Source organism: Pseudomonas sp. LBUM1666 (genome assembly GCF_059695775.1).
On record NZ_CP166789.1, the window covers coordinates 5,895,393 to 5,917,119 of the forward strand.

Consider the following 21,727-nt stretch of genomic DNA (forward strand, 5'->3'; position numbering starts at 1 on the left):
TGATAAGAACTCATTACAAACTATGATTAAGTCGTCACAAAGGAGTGACACTCACTATCAATTACAAGGAGTTCAAAACATGAAAGCAATTACTCTGGAAACCAACAAAATCGCTAACCTGGCTTTTCTGGTTGCGCCAAAAGTCCGCTAAGTAAATGAAACGCTGGGGAGTGCCGGCTACCCAGCGTTTTCTATGGCAAAGACCAGAGTGAGTCGCCAATCATGCAGATAAACCCTTATATATTCATACTTCCTCGCACGCCCGACCAAATAGTCTGGGATTACAAGAACCACAAACAGTTCGAATTGAATATTGAATATTCAACCCGTCTCGCACATCTTATCGACAACCCTGAAAAGTTCGATGACAACAACATAATAGACACGCAACTCCTGAACGCGGGAATACTCACAACATCAACACAAGACACCCTTGAATGGGGTTGGGATGAACTGTCGAAGATATTTCATATCGGCACCAAGAACATTCCTTGTGAATATGTCCCCCAAGATATTAATGAATGGTCGAGACACTATCTGGACCATTGCACCGAAGTACTGGCCACCCCTGCCCCGGAGGTCAGACTCACAGAACGCCCGACAAGCGAGCGGATTGCCCTGCCCCAACCTTCCTGTCTGCCGCAAAGCGCACTTGCAAAGACGTTGATCGACCGAAAGACCTGTCGCTCCTTCACGGGTGAAGGGGTTTCTCTCAACGATGTGGGCACTCTTTTGTATTTGTCCCTTGGCTATCTACGTGAGCGCGACAACGACATCGACGAAACCATCGCTGAAGGTCTCGGCGCCCGGCGTAGCAGTCCATCCGGTGGAGGGCTGAATGCCTGCGAAGGTTTTCTTCATGTTCAGAACGTCAGCGGCCTGAATCCCGGGCTCTACGCCTACCACCCCGACGAACATGCGTTGAGCTTCGTCAATCCGGTGCCTGACTCGCCCTTGGGCCAGTTGCTGTGTGGGCAGCATTTCATCAACAACCTGCCAGTCGGCCTGTTTATCACCGCTCGCTTCGACAAACTGTGGTGGAAATATGAACACTCGCGGGCCTACCGAATGGCTTACGTCGAGGCAGGTCATATTTCCCAGACCTTTCAACTGGTGGCCACCGCACTTGGGTTCAGCACCTGGCTGACCGGTGCGTTGGCCGACGATCAGGTCGAAACGTTGCTGGGGATCGAGGACAGCGCCGAACAAACGTTGTTTTTTGTGGGTTGCGGCCAGAGTGACGGACAAGTGATGTGCAAGGAATTAAAAGCACTGCTAAGTAGCCGAGGCTCACAACAATGACCGAGCCCCGCACAGACGACCTGTCCCTGCCCGACGCCTGGGCCCAGCGCTTCACCCTCGGCGACTGGAACACCAGAGCCTCGGTACGAACCAGCGAGCACACCTATCAATTGCCATCAGATCTGGAACGGCAACTGGAAACACGACACTGGTTCCCGCCCGCCTTCCTGCCCTACCTGAATCACCCGGAAATCGATGCAGCCGGCAGTGCGATCACCCATCGTTTATCGGCCAACCATCTGGTGTATTTCCTCGACTACACCACCCGGCTCGAACATCGAATCGTCAACCGCGCCGTGGAAACCATCGTCCACGATGAGCTCGGTGCGTCCATCCCCCGACGGATGAAAACGGCCGCCCTCCAGCTCTATACCGATGAGGGTTATCACGCGCTGTTCTCCAATAGTCTCGCCGAGCAGATAGCCGACCTCTACGGCATGACCCAACGCCCGGTGATACCGCACCGCATTACCCGACTGAACACCCTGATTGACCACAGCCCAGAGAGGCATAAGGCGCTGGCCTGGTTTCTCGTCGGCTTCGTGTCCGAGACCATCATCGCCAGGGAACTGCTCGAGGTTTGCCGCAACGAGCTGGTGTCCAGCGTCCAGGAAATGCTCAGGGACCACCTCACCGACGAGGCCCGTCACAGTCGTTACTTTTGCGAAGTGTTCCATTATCTGTGGCTGACCCTGAACAGCAGCCAACGCACGTTCGCCGCGAAGCTGCTGGTGGACATCCTCCTGATTTTCTTTGAGGTCGATGAGCGATGGCTGAAGGAAAGCCTGAACAGCGTGGGCCTCAGGGAGAATTGCGTCGCAGAAATCCTCAGTGCCCTTACCGGCCCGCAAGCCTGCCTACAGCGCGCCCGATCAGGTGCAGGCGCGACGCTACAGGCAATGGAAAAGGCAGGTTTTTTCGACCTGCCTTTTAACCAGCAGCTCTTCGCACAGGCAGGACTTGTCGATGGATGAAGGAAAATCTGCGGTCAGTGTCAAACACCGCCGCTCTGCGATCACCCTATTAATGACCATGGTGATGCTCGGGGTCTTCCCTCTCGATGTCCTACTGCCATCGTTCCCGGCGCTGGCGGAACACTTCCGGACCACGCCAGGCGACATCGCGTTTTCCATCAGCCTGTTTGCCATCGGGATCGCACTTTCCCAACTACTGGTCGGGCCGCTCTCGGATGTCATCGGGCGCAAAAGTCTGCTGCTGGCGGGAATGGCGGTCTCGATAGTCGGTGCGACAGGTTGCGTGCTGTCCACCGACTACGCCTGGTTCCTGATGTTCCGGGTGGTGCAGGCCATCGGCTGCGGTTGCTTCGTGCTCTCGCAGGCGCTCGTTCAGGACCTGTTCGACGGCAAGGAGCGGGATCAACTGCGGATTCTGATGGTCACCGCCAGCGGGATCTTCATTTCCGTCTCGCCACTGGCTGGGACCCTGTTGCAACAGGCACTGGACTGGCCTGCAAGCTTCATTGTCTTTATTGCCCTCGCCGCCGCCGTGTTCCTTAAGGCCTGCTTCTTTCTTGAAAACCGGCACACCGCCACAACCCCGCGCCGAAGCATTCTTCAGTCCTACCGGCGCGTCTGTCGCGATGCGGGTTTCCTCGTCTATTGGCTGATCGCCGCAATCGCCTTCACCTGCCACTTTTCCTTCATTGTCATCTCGCCCCTGATCTTCATGGAGCAGTTGCAGCTTTCGGCCTACGAGTTTTCCCTGACACTGCTGCTGTATGGCGCGGCCTACATCATCGGCGGCATTGTCGCTCGAGTCCTCGCCGGGCGGATCACGGCCGATAGACAGATAGTCGTCGGCCTGGGCCTGATCTTCATTTCGGGACTGGTGATGCTCTTGCTCTCAAACCTGCTGGGACTTTCAACCCTGACGGTGCTGATTCCGATGATCATCTGCACCGCCGGTACCACCATCGCGCGCCCTGTCGCCACCTCCAAGGCGATGGAGGTGTTTCCGGATATGGCCGGCACGTCGGCGTCGGCCGGGAACACGCTGGTCTTCATCTTCGGCGGGCTGACCAGCGCCCTGATCAACCTGAGTGGAACCCATCTGCAAACGACCCTGGCAGTGAGTTTCCTCGTACTGAGCACCACCGGTGTTTCCCTCAATGCGCTGATCACACGTCGGCATCAGGCGCTGAGTAGCGGCTGATACCTGCCGATCGTCATCCCGTACGTTGTGTCAGTACTGGATCAACACTTCCCGGCATTCCCTCCTGACGCCAGCCGTGTAGAATCGCGACATTCATCGCCAGTCATCCCCCGGCGGGTTTATGAGCTCAAGCTGAAGCGCGCGGCGATCCCGCAAAGTTATCGGCAACTTCCGGACACACGGCCATTTCTGAGTGTTCCAGACGTCAATAGAAGCTCACTTCCCTTTTGATACCTGATTAGCCGCCCGGAGTGCTTCATGCCTGATTACCGCTCGAAAACATCCACCCATGGCCGCAACATGGCCGGCGCCCGCGCACTGTGGCGCGCCACGGGGATGAAAGATGACGACTTCAAAAAGCCGATCATCGCCATTTCCAACTCCTTCACCCAGTTCGTACCGGGCCACGTCCACCTCAAGGACCTGGGCCAACTGGTCGCCCGCGAAATCGAACGCGCCGGTGGTGTAGCGAAAGAATTCAACACCATTGCCGTGGATGACGGCATCGCCATGGGCCACGACGGCATGCTGTATTCGCTGCCGAGCCGCGAGATCATCGCCGACTCCGTCGAGTACATGGTCAACGCCCACTGCGCCGACGCCATCGTCTGCATCTCCAACTGCGACAAGATCACTCCAGGCATGCTGATGGCTGCCCTGCGCCTGAACATCCCGGTGATCTTCGTTTCCGGCGGCCCGATGGAAGCCGGCAAGACCAAACTGGCCAGCCACGGTCTCGACCTCGTCGACGCCATGGTCATCGCCGCCGACTCCAGCGCTTCTGACGAGAAAGTCGCTGAGTACGAGCGCAGCGCCTGCCCGACCTGCGGTTCATGCTCCGGCATGTTCACCGCCAACTCGATGAACTGCCTGGTCGAAGCCCTCGGTCTGGCATTGCCGGGCAACGGTTCGACTCTCGCGACCCACAGCGACCGCGAACAGCTGTTCCTGCAGGCCGGCCGCACCATCGTCGAGCTGTGCAAGCGTTACTACGGCGACAACGATGAGTCGGTATTGCCGCGCAACATTGCCAACTTCAAGGCGTTCGAAAACGCCATGACGCTGGACATCGCGATGGGCGGTTCCACCAACACCATCCTGCACTTGCTGGCTGCGGCCCAGGAAGCCGAGATCGATTTCGACCTGCGCGACATCGACCGTCTCTCCCGCCACGTGCCGCAGTTGTGCAAAGTTGCGCCGAACATCCAGAAGTACCACATGGAAGACGTACACCGTGCCGGCGGGATCTTCAGCATCCTCGGCTCGCTGGCCCGTGGCGGTCTGCTGCACACCGACCTGCCGACCGTGCACAGCAAAACCCTTGCCGAAGGCATCGCCAAGTGGGACATCACCCAGACCAACGACGAAGCGGTGCATCACTTCTTCAAGGCCGGTCCTGCGGGCATCCCGACGCAAACCGCGTTCAGCCAGTCGACCCGTTGGGAAACCCTGGACGACGACCGTGAAAACGGCTGCATCCGTAGCGTCGAACACGCCTACTCGAAAGAAGGCGGCTTGGCCGTTCTGTACGGCAACATCGCGCTGGACGGCTGCGTGGTGAAAACCGCCGGCGTCGACGAATCGATCCACGTCTTCGAAGGCAACGCGAAGATCTTCGAAAGCCAGGACAGCGCCGTACGCGGCATCCTCGCTGACGAAGTGAAGGCCGGCGACATCGTGATCATCCGTTACGAAGGCCCGAAAGGCGGCCCGGGCATGCAGGAAATGCTGTACCCGACGTCGTACCTGAAATCAAAAGGCCTGGGCAAAGATTGCGCCCTGCTCACCGACGGTCGTTTCTCCGGCGGCACATCGGGCCTGTCCATCGGCCACGCTTCGCCAGAAGCGGCGGCGGGCGGCGCGATTGGTCTGGTGCAGGATGGCGACAAAGTGCTGATTGACATTCCGAACCGCTCGATCAACCTGTTGATTAGCGATGAAGAAATGGCCGGCCGTCGTGCCGAGCAGGATCAGAAAGGCTGGAAGCCTGTGGAAAAACGTCCACGCAAGGTGACCACCGCACTGAAGGCCTACGCTCTGTTGGCGACCAGCGCCGACAAGGGTGCCGTGCGTAACAAGGCAATGCTCGACGGGCTGTAAGCGTCAGTCGCAGAAATAAAAATGCCCCGCCAAGTGCGGGGCACTTTTTTCCACGATCCCCAAAACACTGGAGATCAACTGTAGGAGTGAGCCGGCTCCGGGCGGCGTTCCGACGATAGCGGAGTGTCAGGCAACATAAATGTGAATGACACACTGCTATCGTCGGAACGCCGCCCGGAGCCGGCTCACTCCTACACTGGATTTTTGGTGCTTACTGAATCTCTTCAGGCTTGACGATCACCCAGTTCTTGTCCGCCGTGACCTGCAACCCTTCCTTGGCCTGAGCCGCGGCGTGCTTGGCCATCATGCCGTTAATCTGGGTCATGTACTTGTCTTTGCGGTTGATCCACAAGTGGATGCCGCCCTTGGCCACGTCGACATCGTGGAACAGCATGTAGCCGTCGCTGGTCGGGGTATCGCCGCCAACCAGTACCGGTTTTTTCCACTCATCGATGTAGGTCAGGATCGCCGCGTGCTTGCCGGCCATCCAGGTCGCCGGAGTCCACAGGTACGGGGTCAGTTCGAGGCCCAGGTTTGCTTTCTCGTCATACTTGCCCGCGGTGATCTGTTTGCGCGCCGTGGTCAGCTCGCCGGTCTTGCGGTCCTTGAGCAGCGTGGTCACGCCGATCACGTTCTGCGGTTTCACGTTGTAGCCGTACTTCGGATCGGCGGCGACCATCCGCACCAGTTCTTCGGAGGCAGCGGTCATCACGTAGACCTCGATGCCGTTCTCCATCAACTTGTTATAGAGCTCTTTCTGGCCGGTGAAGATTTTCGGCGGGTTGACGTCGAGATTCTTCACCACATCGCCTTCGTAATAGGTGGCCGGCACTGGTTTGCCTGAGGCCATCAGCTCATCGACGTAGCCTTTAAGTTCCTGGAGGGTGAAACCGGAGAACACTTGCGCGACCCATGGATAGCACACCATGTCGTCGAGTTCGCAGAGGCGATAGTAGTAGCTGAACAGGCTTTCCTTATGGTCGGCGGTGTCTTTGAACGGAATCAGTTTCAGGGAGGGGTCGAGTTTCTCGCGAGTGATCAGGCCCTTGTTTTCCATGAACGGCAACAACGACTCTTCGAGGTCGTAGCGGTAACTGGTGTTGTCCATGTCGAACACCGCGTAGTTACCTTTGTTGGCATTGGCTGCAATCATCGCGTCCAGCGCCTTGGCCTGATCGGCGGGCCAGTGTTTCAAATCCGTGGCGAAGACCTGACCGACGAGGCCAAGGCCCAAACTCAATCCCAACGCAGCAGCCAGAATTTTCGGTGCAAGCTTCATTGGCGTTTCTCCCTGATGTAAAGACATCGACGCTAACAAATATGTGTGACAGTCCTCGCCTGCCTGCGACCGCTCACGTCCCTATTGCGCCAGCTGCATCCCTGAGAACGACATCGGCTTATTCCAAAAACGACGGTATCCATACGTTTTTGATATTAATTCATTGGAAATCAAGCTGTTAGGCTTGCCGGTTCGCAGCTACCCCGGAAGGTGGCTGGCACAAGTCACTTTCGGAGTTCTCATGAATCTGCCGCTGATCCTCAATCTGCTGGTGTTCCTCGCATTACTGTTTGGCCTCGCGCAAACCCGCCACACCACCTGGAGTCTGGCGAAAAAAGTCCTGCTCGCGTTGGTGCTGGGCGTGTTGTTCGGTGTGGCTCTGCACACCGTTTACGGTGCCGGCAACCCGGTACTGAAAGCCTCGATCGGCTGGTTCGATCTGGTGGGCAACGGTTACGTGCAGTTGCTGCAAATGATCGTGATCCCGCTGGTGTTCGCCTCGATCCTCAGCGCCGTTGCCCGTCTGCACAACGCCTCGTCGCTGGGCAAGATCAGCTTTCTGACCATTGGCACGCTGCTGTTCACCACCGCCATCGCGGCGCTGATAGGCATAGGCCTGACCAACCTGTTCGGCCTCACCGCTGAAGGCCTGGTCGCTGGCACTCAGGAAATGGCCCGTCTGCAAACCATCCAGACTGACTACGCGGGCAAGGTTGCCGATCTGAATGTGCCGCAGTTGCTGCTGTCGTTCATTCCGCAAAACCCGTTCGCCGACCTCGCTCGCGCGAAGCCGACCTCGATCATCAGCGTGGTGATTTTTGCTGCGTTCCTTGGGGTCGCGGCGTTGCAACTGCTGAAAGATGACATCGAGAAAGGTCAGAAAGTGATCAACGCTATCGACACCCTGCAAGCCTGGGTGATGCGTCTGGTGCGACTGGTGATGAAGCTGACCCCGTACGGCGTATTGGCGCTGATGACCAAAGTGGTCGCTGGCTCCAACCTGCAGGACATCATCAAGCTCGGCAGTTTTGTCGTGGTTTCCTACATCGGCCTGGGCCTGATGTTTGTGGTACATGGCCTGCTGGTGTCGGCCGCCGGGATCAATCCGCTGCGCTTCTTCCGCAAGATTTGGCCGGTGCTGACATTTGCCTTCACCAGCCGCTCCAGCGCCGCGACTATTCCGCTGAGCATCGAAGCCCAGACCAGCCGTTTGGGAATTCCACAATCCATCGCCAGTTTCGCCGCGTCGTTCGGCGCGACCATAGGCCAGAATGGCTGTGCCGGTCTGTACCCGGCGATGTTGGCAGTGATGGTTGCGCCAACCGTGGGCATCAACCCGCTGGACCCGCTGTGGATCGCGACGCTGGTGGCGATTGTGACGCTGAGTTCGGCCGGCGTGGCCGGCGTGGGCGGTGGCGCGACGTTTGCCGCGTTGATCGTGTTGCCGGCGATGGGCTTGCCGGTGTCACTGGTGGCGTTGCTGATTTCGGTTGAGCCGCTGATCGACATGGGCCGTACGGCGTTGAACGTGAGTGGTTCGATCACGGCCGGGGCGATTACCAGCCAGATCATGCAGCAGACGGATAAAGAATTGCTGGACGCGGATGAGCATTCGGCGTTGGCGCACGCTTGATCGGCGTCTGAAAGACCGCTATCGCCAGCAGGCTGGCTCCCACAGGGATTTGGGGTGTTCACACAATCTGTGTTTCACCTCAAACCCACTGTGGGAGCCAGCCTGCTGGCGATGCTTTTAGGCTTTTTCCCAGACTTCGAAGTTGTACGCTGGCTTGTCATCGACTGCCGGATTTTCGATGTTGGAAACCAGTTTCCACTGCCCCAAATCAAACTCCGGAAACCACGCATCCCCATCCGGGCTCAGCGCCACGCGCGTCAGGTACAACCGATCCGCCTGCGCCATCCCCTGCGCATACAACTGCGCCCCGCCAATCAGCATCACCTCATCGACGCCCTGCTCTTTCGCCCACTCTTCAGCGCGAACCACTGCAGCCTCCAGCGACGGATAAACCTCCGCGCCTTCCAGCAGCAGATCCGCCTGACGGCTGACCACGATGTTCAACCGGCCCGGCAAAGGACGACCGAGGGAATCCCAGGTCTTGCGACCCATGATGATCGGCTTGCCGAGGGTCGTGGCCTTGAAGTATTTGAAGTCCCCCGGCAAGTGCCAGGGCATGCTGTTGTCGACGCCGATCACACGGTTTTCACCGAGGGCTGCGATCAGGCTGAGGGGGAGTGATTTAGTCATGCCGGCGAGGATACCAGAGCCTCCCGTACCCCGATAAGCGCCACAGCGGTTATGCTCACCACTGAATTAAGCGACGGGATGCCGCGTGACTGAACTGACTCCACTGCAAAACCTCTGGCTGACCGAGACGGTGCGCCTGCGTGAAGAACACGCCGGCCCCCTGGATGATCTGGAAGCCAACCGACTGGCCCGCAGCGCCGGCGGCGACCTGCCGACACGCATTCAACGCCGCGCCCTGTGGCTGGCCGAGCGCGATGGACTGTCCAGCGCCCTCAAACATTGGCTGCAAGGGGCGCGGCTGGCACTGTTGGTGCTGGCTGTTCTCGCCGTTGCCAGCGGCGCCGGCCTGGCGATTGCCGCGCTGGGCGACGGACAAACCCCGGTCAATGTGTTCTGGGCCTTGGGCAGTTTGCTCGGACTGAACCTGATTCTATTGCTGAGCTGGGCATTGGGCCTTGCCTTCGCTGGCGAACACGGCGCCACCCTCGGCCGCTTATGGTTATGGCTCAGCGAAAAACTCGCTCGCGATGCCAAAGCCGCGCAACTGGCCCCGGCCCTGCTGCTATTGCTGCAACGACAGAAACTCAATCGCTGGGCAGTCGGCGTACTGGTCAACGGTTTGTGGTTGCTGGCAATGCTCAGCGCGCTGGTCATGCTGTTGATGCTGATGGCGACCCGGCGTTACGGCTTCGTCTGGGAAACCACGCTCCTCGGCGGCGACACCTTCGTCGCCATGACCCAGGCCCTCGGCGCCCTGCCGGCCCTGCTAGGCTTCAGCGTACCCAGCGTGGAAATGATCCGCGCCAGCGGCGATACCGCGCTGAACATCGAAAGCGCCCGTCAGGCCTGGGCAACATGGCTGGTCGGCGTGCTGGTCGTCTACGGTGTTTTGCCGCGACTGTTGCTGGCCCTGTTTTGCCTGTGGCGCTGGAAAACAGGCCAAGCGGCATTGCGTCTGGATTTGAACCTGCCCGGTTACGCCCAATTGCGCGAACGGCTGATGCCGACCAGTGAACGCCTGGGTATCAGCGATGCTGCGCCAGAGCAACTGCACCCTATTGAAAGCGGCGTCAGCGACCTGCAAAGCGATGGTGCGTTGTTGGTCGCCATCGAGCTGGACAATCAACGTCCATGGCCGCCGCAATTACCGAAAACCGTGGGCAACGCAGGCATCCTCGACAGCCGCGAATCGCGGCACAAACTCCTAGAACAGCTGAGCCGCTTCCCCCCGGCCCGTATGGCCATCGCTTGCGATCCGCGACGTTCGCCGGACCGCGGCAGTCTGGCACTGATCGCCGAACTGGCGCGCAGCGCCAGCGCCACCCGCGTCTGGCTGCTGCAAGCACCGCCGGGCGAAGCGCTGGATGCCGAAAGGCTGGGTGACTGGCACGTGGCGCTGCAACAGCTGGACCTGCCGTTCGCCGATTGCGCGCCGCTGAACTGGCTGGAGAGCGGTCATGACTAACCCCTGGAAACCGCCCTTGAAGCTCGCCGTGGTCGGCCACACCAACGTCGGCAAAACCTCATTGCTGCGAACGCTGACCCGCGATGTCGGCTTTGGCGAAGTCTCCCACCGCCCGAGCACTACCCGCCACGTCGAAGGCGCGCGGTTGTCAGTGGACGGCGAGCCGTTGCTCGATCTCTTCGACACGCCGGGCCTGGAAGACGCCATCGCCCTGCTCGACTACCTCGAACGTCTGGAACGCCCCGGCGAGCGCCTCGACGGCCCGGCCCGACTGGCGCGCTTCCTTGAAGGAAGCGAAGCACGGCAGCGTTTCGAACAAGAAGGCAAAGTGCTGCGGCAATTGCTGACCTGCGACGCTGGCCTCTATGTGATCGACGCCCGGGAACCGGTGCTGGCCAAGTACCGCGACGAACTGGAAGTGTTGGCCAGCTGCGGCAAACCGCTGCTGCCGGTGCTGAATTTTGTCAGCAGCGCCAACCACCGCGAGCCTGATTGGCGCGAAGCGTTGGCACGTCTGGGCTTGCACGCATTGGTCCGCTTCGACAGCGTCGCACCGCCGGAGGATGGCGAACGTCGACTCTATGAAAGCCTCGCGCTGTTGCTGGAAAACGCCCGCCCACAACTGGAACGCCTGATCGCCGATCAGCAAGCCCAACGCCTGGCTCGTCAACAGAGTGCGGCGCGACTGATTGCCGAATTATTGATTGATTGCGCCGCCTGCCGGCGCAGCGTGGTCAGTGAAGCCGAGCAAGAACAGCAGGCCATCAACGAACTGCGCAAAGCGGTTCGACAACGGGAACAACGCTGCGTCGAAGCGCTGCTCAAGCTCTACGCCTTCCGCCCACAGGACGCAGCGGCCAGTGATTTGCCACTGCTCGATGGCCGTTGGGGTGACGACCTGTTCAACCCGGAAACCCTGAAACAGCTCGGCGTGCGAGTCGGTGGCGGTATCGCGGCCGGCGCGGCAGCCGGGGCCGGGGTCGACTTGTTGGTGGGCGGGCTGACCCTTGGCGCAGCGGCACTGGCCGGCGCGATTGCCGGCGGCGCCCTGCAAACCGCGCGCAGTTATGGCAGCCGGTTATTGGGCAAGATCAAAGGTCAGCGAGAGCTGACCGTCGATGACAGCGTGCTGCGGCTATTGGCATTGCGTCAGCGGCAACTGCTGCAAGCGCTCAATGCACGTGGGCATGCAGCGATGGACAGCATTCAGGTCGCCACACCCCAGGACAAATCCTGGCGCGAAGGCAAACTGCCCGAACCGCTGAACAAGGCGCGGGCGCATCCGCAGTGGTCGTCGCTTAATCCGCATCCGAAGTTGAATCAGGCGGAGCGGCAAGAGCAGATCGAAGCGTTGACGCAGCAGCTTTAAAGGTCCGCAATCTGCGGTGTCGGCCCTGACCCCATCGCGAGCAAGCTCGCTCCCACAGGAGTACGCGTTCCCTTGTGGGAGCGAGCTTGCTCGCGATGGCCTTAACTCGGTGGCGCAGTTTGATCACTACCCGCCGGCCTTCAAAAGCTCCCGCACCAACGACCTGACACGATTGCGATCCGTGCGATCCGCGCGCCCGTCATTGTCCACATCCGAACTCAATATCACCTCCAGTCCACCATCGTTATCAAGATCGTGAGCCGCGGCTTTATAGGCAATCGCCTGTCCCTCATGAAAATGCAGGCGCACCGTTTCAGGTGTGCCGTCAGCGGATGGATTCTGCGAAAAGATCCGCAGGTGTCGCTCCTCACCTTCACCCACGTTGAACCAGGCGCATTTCAAATAGGTTTTGCCGAACGACTGGAGCCGCTGTCGATCTGCATTGGTCGCCTCTCGCTGCAATTGGTCATTTTCATAAAACTCAAAATGAACGGTATCTGCCGCACCCTTCCCGCTTCGATCCTGTGCAATCACTTTCAAATAACGCATCCGTGCGCTTCCTTGCGAAAAGCCCAGATTGAACCGTTACCGCAAGGCGATCCATCCACTGTTTCTGGATTGCCTGTGAGACAAATCAACGCGCCTCGCCGGACAAGACACTCGCGGCTTTACGCTTTAAAACCTCGAGATCGATCACCGGCACCCGCATTTCCTTGGCCTGCTCATCCCACTGCCGCATGCGCAAACTGACGGCACACAACGGATCCTTCTCGAAGGCTTCAGCTTCGGCTGCGGTCATCACCCCACCCTGATACTCCAGAGTGCGGCGACTGGCTTCACTCAAGCGCTCGTAGTACCCAGGCTCCTTGAGCGTCAGATAACGCTTGGCCTGAACGTGGTATTCCACCAGCCGCGCCATGCGCTCGCTGAAACCTGCGCGGCGTAAATAATCCGCGCCCAGACGCTCGTGACTGACCACGCCGAAGCCGCCCATGTTCTCGGCGCTCTCGGCGCAGATATGCCCGATGTCGTGGAAGAACGCCGCCAGCACCACCTCATCATCGAAACCTTCGGCCATGGCCCGTTCGGCGGCCTGGGACATGTGCTCGATCTGCGACACCGGCTCGCCGATGTAATCGCTGTCGCCAAAGCGCTCGTACAAACCAAACACCTCGGCGATCACTTGCTCATTGCGGTCCATCAACGCTCTCCCAACAATGTCGCTACGTTACATTCAGCCATCGCCGGCCCGACGCTCATGCCGACCCCCGTGTGCATCAGTGCCACGCTCACACCCGGCATCGGACGCAGAAACGAAAACGGCCCCGGTCCACGAGAACCATAGACGCCCTGCCAGCGTTCGACCACTTGCACCTTGCAGCCCAACGTCTGCTCGGCCAGTTCAATCATCCAGCTGTCCACTTGCTCGGCATTGAATGGCGACGGGTCGCTGCCGTAATGGTGGGAGTCGCCGATGATCAATTCACCATACGGCGTTGGGCTGATCAGCAGGTGAATGCCGTTTTCATGCAGATGCGGTTCCTCTCGCAGGATTTGCGCTTGCACCGCCGCCGCTTCCGGCAGATCGGCAAACGCACCGTAGTGCACGCAGCTCAAACCTGTGAGCAACGCGTGTTGCAGGTTGAGGTTGATTTGCGGTCGGGCGCGGAGCATTTGCAGGCGGCAGATTTGCGGGTTGAGTTCGGCGATCGGCTCAGCCATCAGCGTCTGATAATCGTGGCCGGAACAGACGATGATCTGCTCGGCACTGAAGGATCCGGCGGTGCTGTGCAAGCGGCCGGGCTCGATGTCGCGCACGAGTGTGGAGAAGTGAAATACGACGCCGAGTTCGCGGCGCAGGTAGTCGATCAGCGCTGGAATGGCTTCACGGGAATACAGTTGCTGATCGTCCATCCCGTGCAACGCGGCGCGGTGATGGCTGAATTGGCCGCCATACAAGTCACGCAATGCAGCGCCGCGCAACAGCTCGACGCGGTAACCGTGTTCCACGGCGCGACCGGCGCAGAAGGCTTCCAGCAGGTGTTCTTCGGCGTCGGTGCGAGCGAACAGGTACGAGCCATTGCGCTTGAGTTGCAGGCCGGCGAGTTGTGCCCATTGGCCCCATATTTCGCGACTGGTCTTGGCCAGCTCGAGCATCGGGCCCGGTGGTTGGCCGGTGACCAGGGCTTGGCCGAAGTTGCGCACCGATGCGCCCAAAGGCGTTTCGCTGCGTTCGAAAACGGTGACCTTGAGACCGCGTTTGGCGGCGGCGTAGGCGTGGGACAGGCCAAGAATGCCGGCGCCGACGATCAGCATGTCGTTGTGTTGTGTCATGGGGTTTTGTCCTGATCTCAGGACCGCTATCGCGAGCAAGCTCGCTCCCACAGGGGAACGCATTCCAAAGTGGGAGCGAGCCTGCTCGCGAAGGGGCCCTGTCAGCCGATGAAGATCTTACTTGGCGGCCACTTTCTCGGACTTGCCGTCATAGCGCTTGCGCCATTCGGTGAGGATTTCGTCGCGATTCTTCGACGCCCAGGCAAAGTCGTTCTTGATCAAACGCTGCTCATAATCCGCCGGCAATTCGGTTTGCGGCTTGGCAATACCCGGTTGCGCGAGCACGGCGAAGTTCTCTTTATAAAGCTCCATCGCCGCTGGACTGGCGGAGAAGTCAGCCAGTTTCTTCGCCGCCTCTTCATGCGGTGTGCCCTTGATCACAGCCGTCGCTTCGATCTCCCAGCCCAGGCCTTCTTTCGGCAGGATGATGTCCAGCGGCGCACCTTGGCGCTTCAGCTGAACGGCCGGGTATTCAAAGGAAATACCGATCGGGAATTCACCCGCAGCCGCCAGTTTGCAAGGCTTGGAACCGGAGTGAACGTACTGGCCAATGTTCTGGTGCAGGTCGTCCATGTACTGCCAGCCCTGCTTTTCGCCGAAGGTTTGCAGCCAGGCGCTAACGTCGAGGAAACCGGTGCCGGACGAGGCCGGGTTGGGCATGACGATCTTGCCTTTGTACTCTGGCTTGGTCAGGTCCTGCCAGCTCACGGGTTTGGTCAAACCCTGCTTTTCGGCTTCGACAGTGTTGAAGCAAATGGTCGCGGCCCAGACGTCCATGCCGACCCAGGCCGGCGGGTTGGCGGCGTCGCGGTAGTTGCCGCCGATCTTGCCAAGGTCCTTCGGCGCGTAGCTTTGCAGCATGCCTTGCTGGTCGAGAATCGCCAGGCTTGAAGCCGCCAGGCCCCACACCGCGTCAGCTTGCGGGCGGGCTTTTTCGGCCAGCAGTTTGGCGGTGATGATGCCGGTGGAGTCGCGCACCCACTTGATCTCGACATCCGGGTTAGCCTTTTCGAAGGCTTCTTTATAGGTCTTCAGTTGTTCGGCTTCGAGGGCGGTGTACACCGTCAACTCGGTTTTCGCCGCGAAGGCGCTCAGGCTGAAAGCGGTGAGGACAGCAGCGGCCAGGGCCATAGGCTTGAACATGATCTTTTCCTGTTTGAGTTGAGGGGTTGAATCAATGACCGGGCGCGGTCTGCCGCCAGGCCTGGGAGCGACGCAGCAAACCGCGCGAAGCCCAGGCCAGCAGCAGGGACACGCCCGCCGAGGTGATCAGAATCAGGGTCGACATCGCCGCAGCGCCGCCGACGTTGCCGGCATCGTCCATGTTCAGCACCGCCACCGCCGCGAGGATGGTGTCGGGGCTATAGAGGAAGATCGCTGCCGAAACGGTGGTCATGGCCGAGACGAACAGGTAGCGCACGATGTCCAGCAGCGCCGGCAGGCAGATCGGCACGGTGACCCGCAGGTAATGCCGATACAGCGGCGCCTTGAGCGACAGCGCGGCGGCTTCGAACTCGGCGTCGAGTTGGCGCAGCGCGGTGGTGGCGGTCATTTGTGCGGTGGTCAAATAGTGAGCAATGGTGCAGACCACCAGCAGGGTCATGGTCCCGTAGAGCACATGCAGCGGGTTGCCGCTGAGGTTGAAGAAAAAGACGTAACCCAGGCCCAGCACCAGACCCGGCACCGCCATCGGTACGAAACTGAGCATGCGCAGTGTCAGATTCAGCCCGCGCTGGCCCTTGGTTTTCTCCATCAGGTAGGCACCGGTGAAGATCAGCACGCTGCCGATCAACGCCGTGCACAACGCCATCTTCACGCTGTTGCCATAGGCCAGCCAGCCACCGCCCGCCGTGTCGTTGAACTGGTAATGGTTGAGTGACAGCGACAGGTTGTACGGCCAGAATTTCACCAGCGACGAGTACACCGCCATGCCGAACACCAGCAGCAACACTGCGCAGATCAACAGCACGATCGCCAGGTAGCATCCGTCCCGCAGTTTCGACGGCGCCGGTTGAAAGACCTGTGCCCGACCGCTCATGGAGTCGCCGTGACGCCGACGCAGCCAGGCGTCGACACCGAAGCTGAACAGCGCCGGCAGCAACAGGACCATGCCGATCAATGCGCCGCGACCGAATTGTTGCTGGCCAACCACGGCTTTGTAGGCTTCCAGTGCCAGCACCTGATAATCGCCACCGACCACAACGGGCACGCCAAAGTCGGTGATGGTCAAGGTGAACACCAGACAAAACGCCGCGAACACAGCCTGACGAGTCGCAGGCCAGGTGATGCTACGGAAAGCTTTCGCCGGACTCGCGCCCATGCTGGAGGCGGCATCGAAGAGTCGCGCATCCGCCAGGGACAGCGCCGACAGCAGAATCATCAGCGCGTGTGGGAAGGTGTAGATGACCTCACCCAGAACAATGCCCCAGAAGCCGTAGATATTGTCCGAGAGCAAACCGCGCAGCATGCCTTGGTTGCCGAACAGATAGACCAGCGCAATCCCCGGCAACATCGATGGCGCCATCAGCGGCAACAGCGACATGCCGCGCCAGATGCCTTTGCCCGGTATCAACGTGCGTTGCAGGGCGTAGGCAAACAAGTAAGCCAGCGGTACGACAATCGCCGCAACGCTGAGGGACACTTTCAAACTGTTGCCGAGCAACCAGTGGAAATTCGCACTGGTCACCAATTCACGGGCAGCCACCAGACCGCCGCCCTGCCCGGCTTCAGAGCTGAAACCGCGCCAGAAGATCGCCAGCAACGGCATCAGTACCGCGACACCGAGTAACACCAGCAAAAGGACTTTGCCGCCGACCACGAACACCCGGTCGCCAATCTCGGCACGGGAGGTCTGCCGAACCTGCTTGTGTGGTATCGGCAGCGCGAGGTTCGCGCTCATCAGGCAAACACCTGCAGGCTGCGCGGAGGCAAGGCGACCATGATCTGCTGGGCGCCGAGGCGCGGCATGGCTTCCGGCGCCAGTTCCGCCAGCAGCGCATGACCCGGCAGTTGATCGAGTTCGAAGCTCATGCGGCAGCGGTTGCCGAGGAAGGTGATCTCGCGAACCTTGGCCGGAAACAGGTTTTCTTCATGTACGGGCGGGTTGACGTTGATCGCTTCGGGGCGACAGAACAAACGACCCGAGGCGGCGTTGCCCGAATCGGCGGCCAGGCGCATGTTCATCCCTCCGACCTGGGCGTGGCTGTCGCTGCTGCGCTGGAATGGCAGCCAGTTGCCCTGGCCGACGAACTCAGCCACAAACGGCGTGGCCGGGCGGTCGTAGATTTCCTGCGGCGTGGCGTATTGCTCGACCTTGCCGTTGTTCATCACGGCGATGCGGTCGGCCATCAGCATGGCTTCGTCCTGATTGTGGGTGACCATCAGGGTCGTGATGCCTAGGTTGCGCTGTAGCTGGCGCAGTTCGGTGCACAGATGCTCGCGGACCCTGGCGTCGAGGGCCGACATCGGTTCGTCCAGCAACAACAAGGACGGCGCCGGCGCCAAGGCTCGGGCCAGTGCGACGCGTTGCTGTTGGCCACCGGACAATTGGCCGGGGTACTTTTTCTCACTGCCAATCAAGCCGACCAGCTCCAGCATCTGACCAACACGCTTGCGCACTTCATCGCGACCACTGCCGGCGAGGCCGTAGGCAATGTTCGCTTCGACGGTGAGATTGGGAAACAGCGCGTAGGACTGAAACAGAATGCCGTAGTCCCGAGCCTGGGGCGCCAGGTGGGAAACGTCGCGATCGCCGAGGTACAACTCGCCGCTGTCTTGTTTCTCCAGACCGGCGATGCAGCGCAGCAAGGTGGTTTTTCCGCAGCCCGACGGACCGAGCAGACACACCAGTTCACCGGCTGCCACGTCGAGGGAAACGTTATCCAGCGCGGTGAAGGCGCCGAAGCGTTTCTGCACGCCGCGCACTTTCATCGGGGCGCCGGGGTTGGTCAGGGCAGTTGCGATCGAGTGGTTCATGGAAAGGCCTCATCAAGCAGATGAAGGCCATCCTAGATTTGTAATGCGTCCGTCATGTGGCAGTGAGGCAAAAACGGCTGATAGTGGTATTCAAGGATTTTGGTTCAGGTCAGGTGGTGCCTGAGCTGACGCCATCGTCGGATCGCCGCCCGGAGCAAGCTCGCTCCCACAGGGGAACGCGTTTCAATGTGGGAGCGAGCTTGCTCGCGATGAGGCCCTAACAGGCGACGAAGATCTTAAGCCGGAGCCATTTCCTGCGCCAACCCCAGAAACGCCGCCGGCAGCCGCGCGCCTTTGCGCTCCTTGAGGCAGTACAAATACTCAGGAATCTGCGGCGCATTCTCGATGGTCAGCACGCGTAGTTGCGGATCATGCGGCACTTCCTGCCGGGCAATGATGCTGATACCGATGTTGCGCAGCACTGCCTCGCGAATCGACTCACGGCTGCCGATCTCCAGCAACGGTCCGAAACACACCCCCGCGCTGGCCAACAACTCTTCGGTCAGTTGACGAGTGGTCGAACCCGACTCGCGCATCAACAACGTATGCCCGGCCAACGCACTGAGCGGCACATGGTCGTGGACCGCCAGCGGATGATTGCGATGCACCGCCAGTACCAGCGGATCGCTGCCCAGCACCCGCCGGATCAGCCGTGCATCCTCGAGCAACTGCGATGAAGCCGCGACATCAACCCGGTATTCCTCCAGTGCCTCCAGCACCTGCTGGGAGTTGCCGATTTCCACCGACACTTCCACCTGCGGCAACCGTTCGCGAAAGGTCTTCACTAGATCAAGGATGTAGTAAGGCGCCGTGGCCGCGATGCGCAACGTGCCCTGAACCTGACCGCTGTTACGCAGGAAAAACTCGATGTCGGCTTCCTGCTGCAACAGCGCCTTGACCATCGGCAACAGCCGCGCACCTTCGTCGCTGACGCTGAGGCGGCGGCCGCCACGGTAGAACAGTTCAACCGAGTACTGACTTTCCAGATGCTTTATCTGCGTCGTCACCGTGGGTTGACTCAGGCCGAGCTTCTTGGCCGCGAGGGTAATGCTGCCCAGGCGGGCAACCATGTAAAACGCCTTCAGCTCGGCACTCAGCACACCCTTTCCTCATCGCTTATTTGCGCAACAGGCGCAAACCGTTAAACACCACCAACAGGCTCACACCCATGTCGGCGAACACCGCCATCCACATGGTGGCGATCCCGGCGAAGGTTACCCCAAGAAAGATCGCTTTGATGACCAATGCCAGGGCGATGTTCTGTTTGAGGATGCTTGAGGTTTGCCGTGACAGCCGGATGAAGGTCGGGATCTTGCGCAGATCATCGTCCATCAGGGCGACATCGGCGGTCTCGATGGCGGTATCGGTGCCCGCCGCTGCCATGGCAAAACCGATCTCGGCTCGCGCCAGCGCCGGAGCGTCGTTGATGCCGTCGCCGACCATGCCGACGTTATGGCCCTGTGCATAAAGGGCTTCGATGGCTTGCAGCTTGTCTGTCGGCAACAGATCGCCCTTGGCCTCGTCGATGCCGACTTGCGAGGCAATCGCCTGAGCGGTGTGGACGTTATCTCCGGTCAGCATCAGGGTTTTGATGCCCAGATCGTGCAGTTGCTGAATCGCCTCGCGGCTGGACTCTTTCACGGTGTCGGCTACGGCGAACAGCGCCAAGGGGCCGGATTTGTCGAGCAGCAGCACCACGGACTTGCCCTGTTTCTCCAGCGCGAACAGCTTTTCCTCCAGCGCAGGCGAGCACAGGTTCAGTTCTTCCACTAAACGGTGATTACCCAAGTGGTAAACCTGACCGTTAATTTCGCCGCGTACACCGCGACCGGCCAGCGCCTCAAAGTTATCCACAGTCAGCGGTGCGAGTTGTTTATCCACAGCCGCGTTGGCGATGGCCAAGGACACCGGGTGATCCGAACGACCAGCGAGCGCTGCCGCAATCGCCGGGGCTGATTCGTCCGCAGTCGGATCAAGCGACAGGTAATCGGTCTGCACCGGTTTGCCGTGCGTGATCGTGCCGGTCTTGTCCAAGGCCAGGTAATCGAGCTTGTAACCGCCCTCCAGATAGACGCCGCCCTTCACCAGAATCCCTTTGCGCGCCGCTGCCGCGAGGCCGCTGACGATGGTCACCGGGGTGGAAATCACCAACGCGCATGGGCAGGCGACCACCAGCAACACCAACGCCCGGTAGATCCAGTCGAACCATGCGGCGCCCATGAACAGTGGCGGAATCACAGCGACGGCGAGGGCCAGGATAAACACCGCCGGGGTGTAGATTTTCGAGAAACTGTCGACGAAACGCTGGGTCGGTGCCCGCGCGCCTTGGGCCTGTTCCACGGCGTGGATGATCCGCGCCAGGGTCGAGTTGTTGGCCGCTGCGGTCACGGTGTATTCCAGCGAGCCCGCCTGGTTGATGGTACCGGCGAAGACTTTATCGCCGATGGTCTTCTCCACCGGCAGGCTTTCACCGGTGATCGGCGCCTGATCGATGGTTGAACTGCCCGCCACCACTTCACCGTCCAGACCAATCCGCTCACCGGGACGCACCCGTACTCGCGCCCCCAACTCGATGGTTTTGACATCCCGCTCGATCCAACTGCCGTCGGCCTGCTGCACCGTGGCCTGTTCCGGGGTCATCTGCATCAGGCCGCCGATGGCGTTGCGCGCCCGGTCCAAAGACTTGGCCTCAATCAACTCGGCCACGGTGAACAAGAACATCACCATCGCCGCTTCCGGCCACTGACCGATCAGGATCGCGCCAGTCACCGCGATGCTCATCAGCGCGTTGATGTTCAGGTTGAGGTTTTTAAGTGCGATCCAGCCCTTTTTATAGGTGCCGAGGCCGCCGCTGAGGATTGAGATCAGCGCGATGACCGCCACAACCCAGTTCGGCGCGGCGTTGGTGAAGTGGATCACTTCGGCGGCCAGTGCACCAATACCCGACAGCGCCAAGGGCCACCAGGGCTTTTTCTCGGGAGCCGGCGCTGGCGGTTCAGCGCCCTGCTCTATCGGCTCGGCTTGCATGCCGAGGGACTTGATGGCGTCGATGATCGGCGCGGTGTTCGGCAGGTCATGGGTGACGCCCAACACGCGGTTGATCAGGTTGAATTCCAGTTGCTGCACACCCACGAGTTTGCCGAGTTTGTTCTCGATCAGCGTCTGCTCGGTTGGGCAATCCATGGCGTCGATGCGGAAACTGCTCAGGCGCGCGCCAGCCGTTGGGGTTTCGCTGAGTTTGATCAGCGACGGCGCCGCCACTTTGGACGAACAGCAGGAATCCCCGTGACTGCCATGCTCATGTTTCTGCACAGGCTGCAGCTTGTGGCTGTGATCGTGATCGTGATCGTGATCAGCCTCGGGTTTGTGCGTGTGAAGGGAATCGCTCATTGGGTCGCGTCCGGAAAGGTGCCTGTTGCCAAGTAAAGACCCTGTAGCCACTATAGGGTCAAGCACCCTTTTGGAGAT

Annotated in this window: 17 protein-coding genes; 7 read left to right on the forward strand and 10 right to left on the reverse strand. The window is 60.1% G+C overall.

What is annotated here, in order from left to right:
• Nucleotides 1-222: 222 nt before the first annotated feature.
• The 4 genes from ACA056_RS27255 to ilvD all read left to right on the forward strand — a co-directional run bounded on the left by ACA056_RS27255 (nucleotide 223) and on the right by ilvD (nucleotide 5,574).
• Nucleotides 223-1,302 (forward strand): SagB family peptide dehydrogenase, encoded by a 1,080-nt coding sequence (locus ACA056_RS27255; protein ID WP_497269089.1) that lies wholly within the window; start codon nucleotides 223-225, stop codon nucleotides 1,300-1,302.
• Nucleotides 1,299-2,276, forward strand: a complete 978-nt coding sequence (locus ACA056_RS27260) for a diiron oxygenase (protein WP_497269091.1) — start codon at nucleotides 1,299-1,301, stop codon at nucleotides 2,274-2,276. Before ACA056_RS27255 ends, ACA056_RS27260 begins: the two co-directional genes overlap by 4 nt.
• Nucleotides 2,269-3,474 (forward strand): multidrug effflux MFS transporter, encoded by a 1,206-nt coding sequence (locus tag ACA056_RS27265; protein ID WP_497269093.1) that lies wholly within the window; start codon nucleotides 2,269-2,271, stop codon nucleotides 3,472-3,474. Before ACA056_RS27260 ends, ACA056_RS27265 begins: the two co-directional genes overlap by 8 nt.
• Before the next feature lie 258 nt (nucleotides 3,475-3,732).
• Nucleotides 3,733-5,574, forward strand: coding sequence for a dihydroxy-acid dehydratase (gene ilvD, locus ACA056_RS27270; protein ID WP_497269095.1), 1,842 nt, complete (start codon nucleotides 3,733-3,735; stop codon nucleotides 5,572-5,574).
• A gap of 211 nt (nucleotides 5,575-5,785) precedes the next feature.
• Here the strand turns inward: ilvD and ACA056_RS27275 are convergent, their stop codons facing one another.
• Nucleotides 5,786-6,853, reverse strand: a complete 1,068-nt coding sequence (locus tag ACA056_RS27275) for an HAD family hydrolase (protein ID WP_497269097.1) — start codon at nucleotides 6,851-6,853, stop codon at nucleotides 5,786-5,788.
• A gap of 241 nt (nucleotides 6,854-7,094) precedes the next feature.
• Here ACA056_RS27275 and ACA056_RS27280 point away from each other — a divergent pair, with 241 nt between their 5' ends.
• Complete coding sequence (locus ACA056_RS27280) at nucleotides 7,095-8,486, forward strand: L-cystine transporter (protein ID WP_497269099.1); 1,392 nt, start codon at nucleotides 7,095-7,097, stop codon at nucleotides 8,484-8,486.
• Between the two features lie 117 nt (nucleotides 8,487-8,603).
• Here ACA056_RS27280 and ACA056_RS27285 read toward each other — a convergent pair whose 3' ends face one another.
• Nucleotides 8,604-9,116 (reverse strand): dihydrofolate reductase, encoded by a 513-nt coding sequence (locus tag ACA056_RS27285; RefSeq protein WP_497269101.1) that lies wholly within the window; start codon nucleotides 9,114-9,116, stop codon nucleotides 8,604-8,606.
• Nucleotides 9,117-9,201: 85 nt separating this feature from the next.
• On the opposite strand from ACA056_RS27285, the gene ACA056_RS27290 reads away from it, so the two are divergent.
• Nucleotides 9,202-10,581 carry a DUF2868 domain-containing protein gene (locus ACA056_RS27290; protein WP_497269103.1) on the forward strand — a complete coding sequence of 460 codons (1,380 nt, stop codon included), beginning with the start codon at nucleotides 9,202-9,204 and terminating at the stop codon, nucleotides 10,579-10,581.
• A complete protein-coding gene (locus ACA056_RS27295) occupies nucleotides 10,574-11,950 on the forward strand; it encodes a GTPase/DUF3482 domain-containing protein (RefSeq protein WP_497269105.1) in 1,377 nt (458 codons plus the stop codon). Before ACA056_RS27290 ends, ACA056_RS27295 begins: the two co-directional genes overlap by 8 nt.
• 126 nt (nucleotides 11,951-12,076) lie before the next feature.
• On the opposite strand, the gene ACA056_RS27300 is transcribed toward ACA056_RS27295, so the two are convergent.
• The 8 genes from ACA056_RS27300 to ACA056_RS27335 all read right to left on the reverse strand — a co-directional run bounded on the left by ACA056_RS27300 (nucleotide 12,077) and on the right by ACA056_RS27335 (nucleotide 21,649).
• A complete protein-coding gene (locus ACA056_RS27300; protein WP_497269107.1) occupies nucleotides 12,077-12,499 on the reverse strand; it encodes a hypothetical protein in 423 nt (140 codons plus the stop codon).
• 85 nt (nucleotides 12,500-12,584) lie between these two features.
• Nucleotides 12,585-13,151, reverse strand: a complete 567-nt coding sequence (locus ACA056_RS27305) for a phosphonate degradation HD-domain oxygenase (protein WP_497269109.1) — start codon at nucleotides 13,149-13,151, stop codon at nucleotides 12,585-12,587.
• A complete protein-coding gene (locus tag ACA056_RS27310; protein WP_497269111.1) occupies nucleotides 13,151-14,284 on the reverse strand; it encodes a TIGR03364 family FAD-dependent oxidoreductase in 1,134 nt (377 codons plus the stop codon). The genes ACA056_RS27305 and ACA056_RS27310 overlap by 1 nt, the downstream gene beginning before the upstream one ends.
• Before the next feature lie 117 nt (nucleotides 14,285-14,401).
• Nucleotides 14,402-15,427 carry a putative 2-aminoethylphosphonate ABC transporter substrate-binding protein gene (locus tag ACA056_RS27315; RefSeq protein WP_497269113.1) on the reverse strand — a complete coding sequence of 342 codons (1,026 nt, stop codon included), beginning with the start codon at nucleotides 15,425-15,427 and terminating at the stop codon, nucleotides 14,402-14,404.
• A 31-nt stretch (nucleotides 15,428-15,458) separates the two neighbouring features.
• A complete protein-coding gene (locus tag ACA056_RS27320) occupies nucleotides 15,459-17,183 on the reverse strand; it encodes a putative 2-aminoethylphosphonate ABC transporter permease subunit (protein ID WP_497269115.1) in 1,725 nt (574 codons plus the stop codon).
• Complete coding sequence (locus ACA056_RS27325) at nucleotides 17,183-18,259, reverse strand: putative 2-aminoethylphosphonate ABC transporter ATP-binding protein (RefSeq protein WP_497269117.1); 1,077 nt, start codon at nucleotides 18,257-18,259, stop codon at nucleotides 17,183-17,185. Before ACA056_RS27325 ends, ACA056_RS27320 begins: the two co-directional genes overlap by 1 nt.
• A 236-nt stretch (nucleotides 18,260-18,495) precedes the next feature.
• Nucleotides 18,496-19,359, reverse strand: a complete 864-nt coding sequence (locus ACA056_RS27330; protein ID WP_497269119.1) for a LysR family transcriptional regulator — start codon at nucleotides 19,357-19,359, stop codon at nucleotides 18,496-18,498.
• 16 nt (nucleotides 19,360-19,375) lie between these two features.
• The gene (locus tag ACA056_RS27335; RefSeq protein WP_497269121.1) at nucleotides 19,376-21,649 is read right to left on the reverse strand and encodes a heavy metal translocating P-type ATPase; all 2,274 of its coding nucleotides are present in this window, start codon (nucleotides 21,647-21,649) and stop codon (nucleotides 19,376-19,378) included.
• Nucleotides 21,650-21,727 lie beyond the last annotated feature (78 nt).

What these genes read in the sequence shown, in the direction of transcription:
- ACA056_RS27310 (WP_497269111.1), bottom strand. Translation starts at nt 14,284, where the DNA reads ATGACACAACACAACGACATGCTGATCGTCGGCGCCGGCATTCTTGGC.
- ACA056_RS27275 (WP_497269097.1), bottom strand. Translation starts at nt 6,853, where the DNA reads ATGAAGCTTGCACCGAAAATTCTGGCTGCTGCGTTGGGATTGAGTTTG.
- ACA056_RS27280 (WP_497269099.1), top strand. Translation starts at nt 7,095, where the DNA reads ATGAATCTGCCGCTGATCCTCAATCTGCTGGTGTTCCTCGCATTACTG.
- ACA056_RS27300 (WP_497269107.1), bottom strand. Translation starts at nt 12,499, where the DNA reads ATGCGTTATTTGAAAGTGATTGCACAGGATCGAAGCGGGAAGGGTGCG.
- ACA056_RS27315 (WP_497269113.1), bottom strand. Translation starts at nt 15,427, where the DNA reads ATGTTCAAGCCTATGGCCCTGGCCGCTGCTGTCCTCACCGCTTTCAGC.
- ACA056_RS27295 (WP_497269105.1), top strand. Translation starts at nt 10,574, where the DNA reads ATGACTAACCCCTGGAAACCGCCCTTGAAGCTCGCCGTGGTCGGCCAC.
- ACA056_RS27335 (WP_497269121.1), bottom strand. Translation starts at nt 21,649, where the DNA reads ATGAGCGATTCCCTTCACACGCACAAACCCGAGGCTGATCACGATCAC.
- ACA056_RS27325 (WP_497269117.1), bottom strand. Translation starts at nt 18,259, where the DNA reads ATGAACCACTCGATCGCAACTGCCCTGACCAACCCCGGCGCCCCGATG.
- ACA056_RS27265 (WP_497269093.1), top strand. Translation starts at nt 2,269, where the DNA reads ATGGATGAAGGAAAATCTGCGGTCAGTGTCAAACACCGCCGCTCTGCG.
- ACA056_RS27255 (WP_497269089.1), top strand. Translation starts at nt 223, where the DNA reads ATGCAGATAAACCCTTATATATTCATACTTCCTCGCACGCCCGACCAA.
- ilvD (WP_497269095.1), top strand. Translation starts at nt 3,733, where the DNA reads ATGCCTGATTACCGCTCGAAAACATCCACCCATGGCCGCAACATGGCC.
- ACA056_RS27260 (WP_497269091.1), top strand. Translation starts at nt 1,299, where the DNA reads ATGACCGAGCCCCGCACAGACGACCTGTCCCTGCCCGACGCCTGGGCC.
- ACA056_RS27305 (WP_497269109.1), bottom strand. Translation starts at nt 13,151, where the DNA reads ATGGACCGCAATGAGCAAGTGATCGCCGAGGTGTTTGGTTTGTACGAG.
- ACA056_RS27320 (WP_497269115.1), bottom strand. Translation starts at nt 17,183, where the DNA reads ATGAGCGCGAACCTCGCGCTGCCGATACCACACAAGCAGGTTCGGCAG.
- ACA056_RS27285 (WP_497269101.1), bottom strand. Translation starts at nt 9,116, where the DNA reads ATGACTAAATCACTCCCCCTCAGCCTGATCGCAGCCCTCGGTGAAAAC.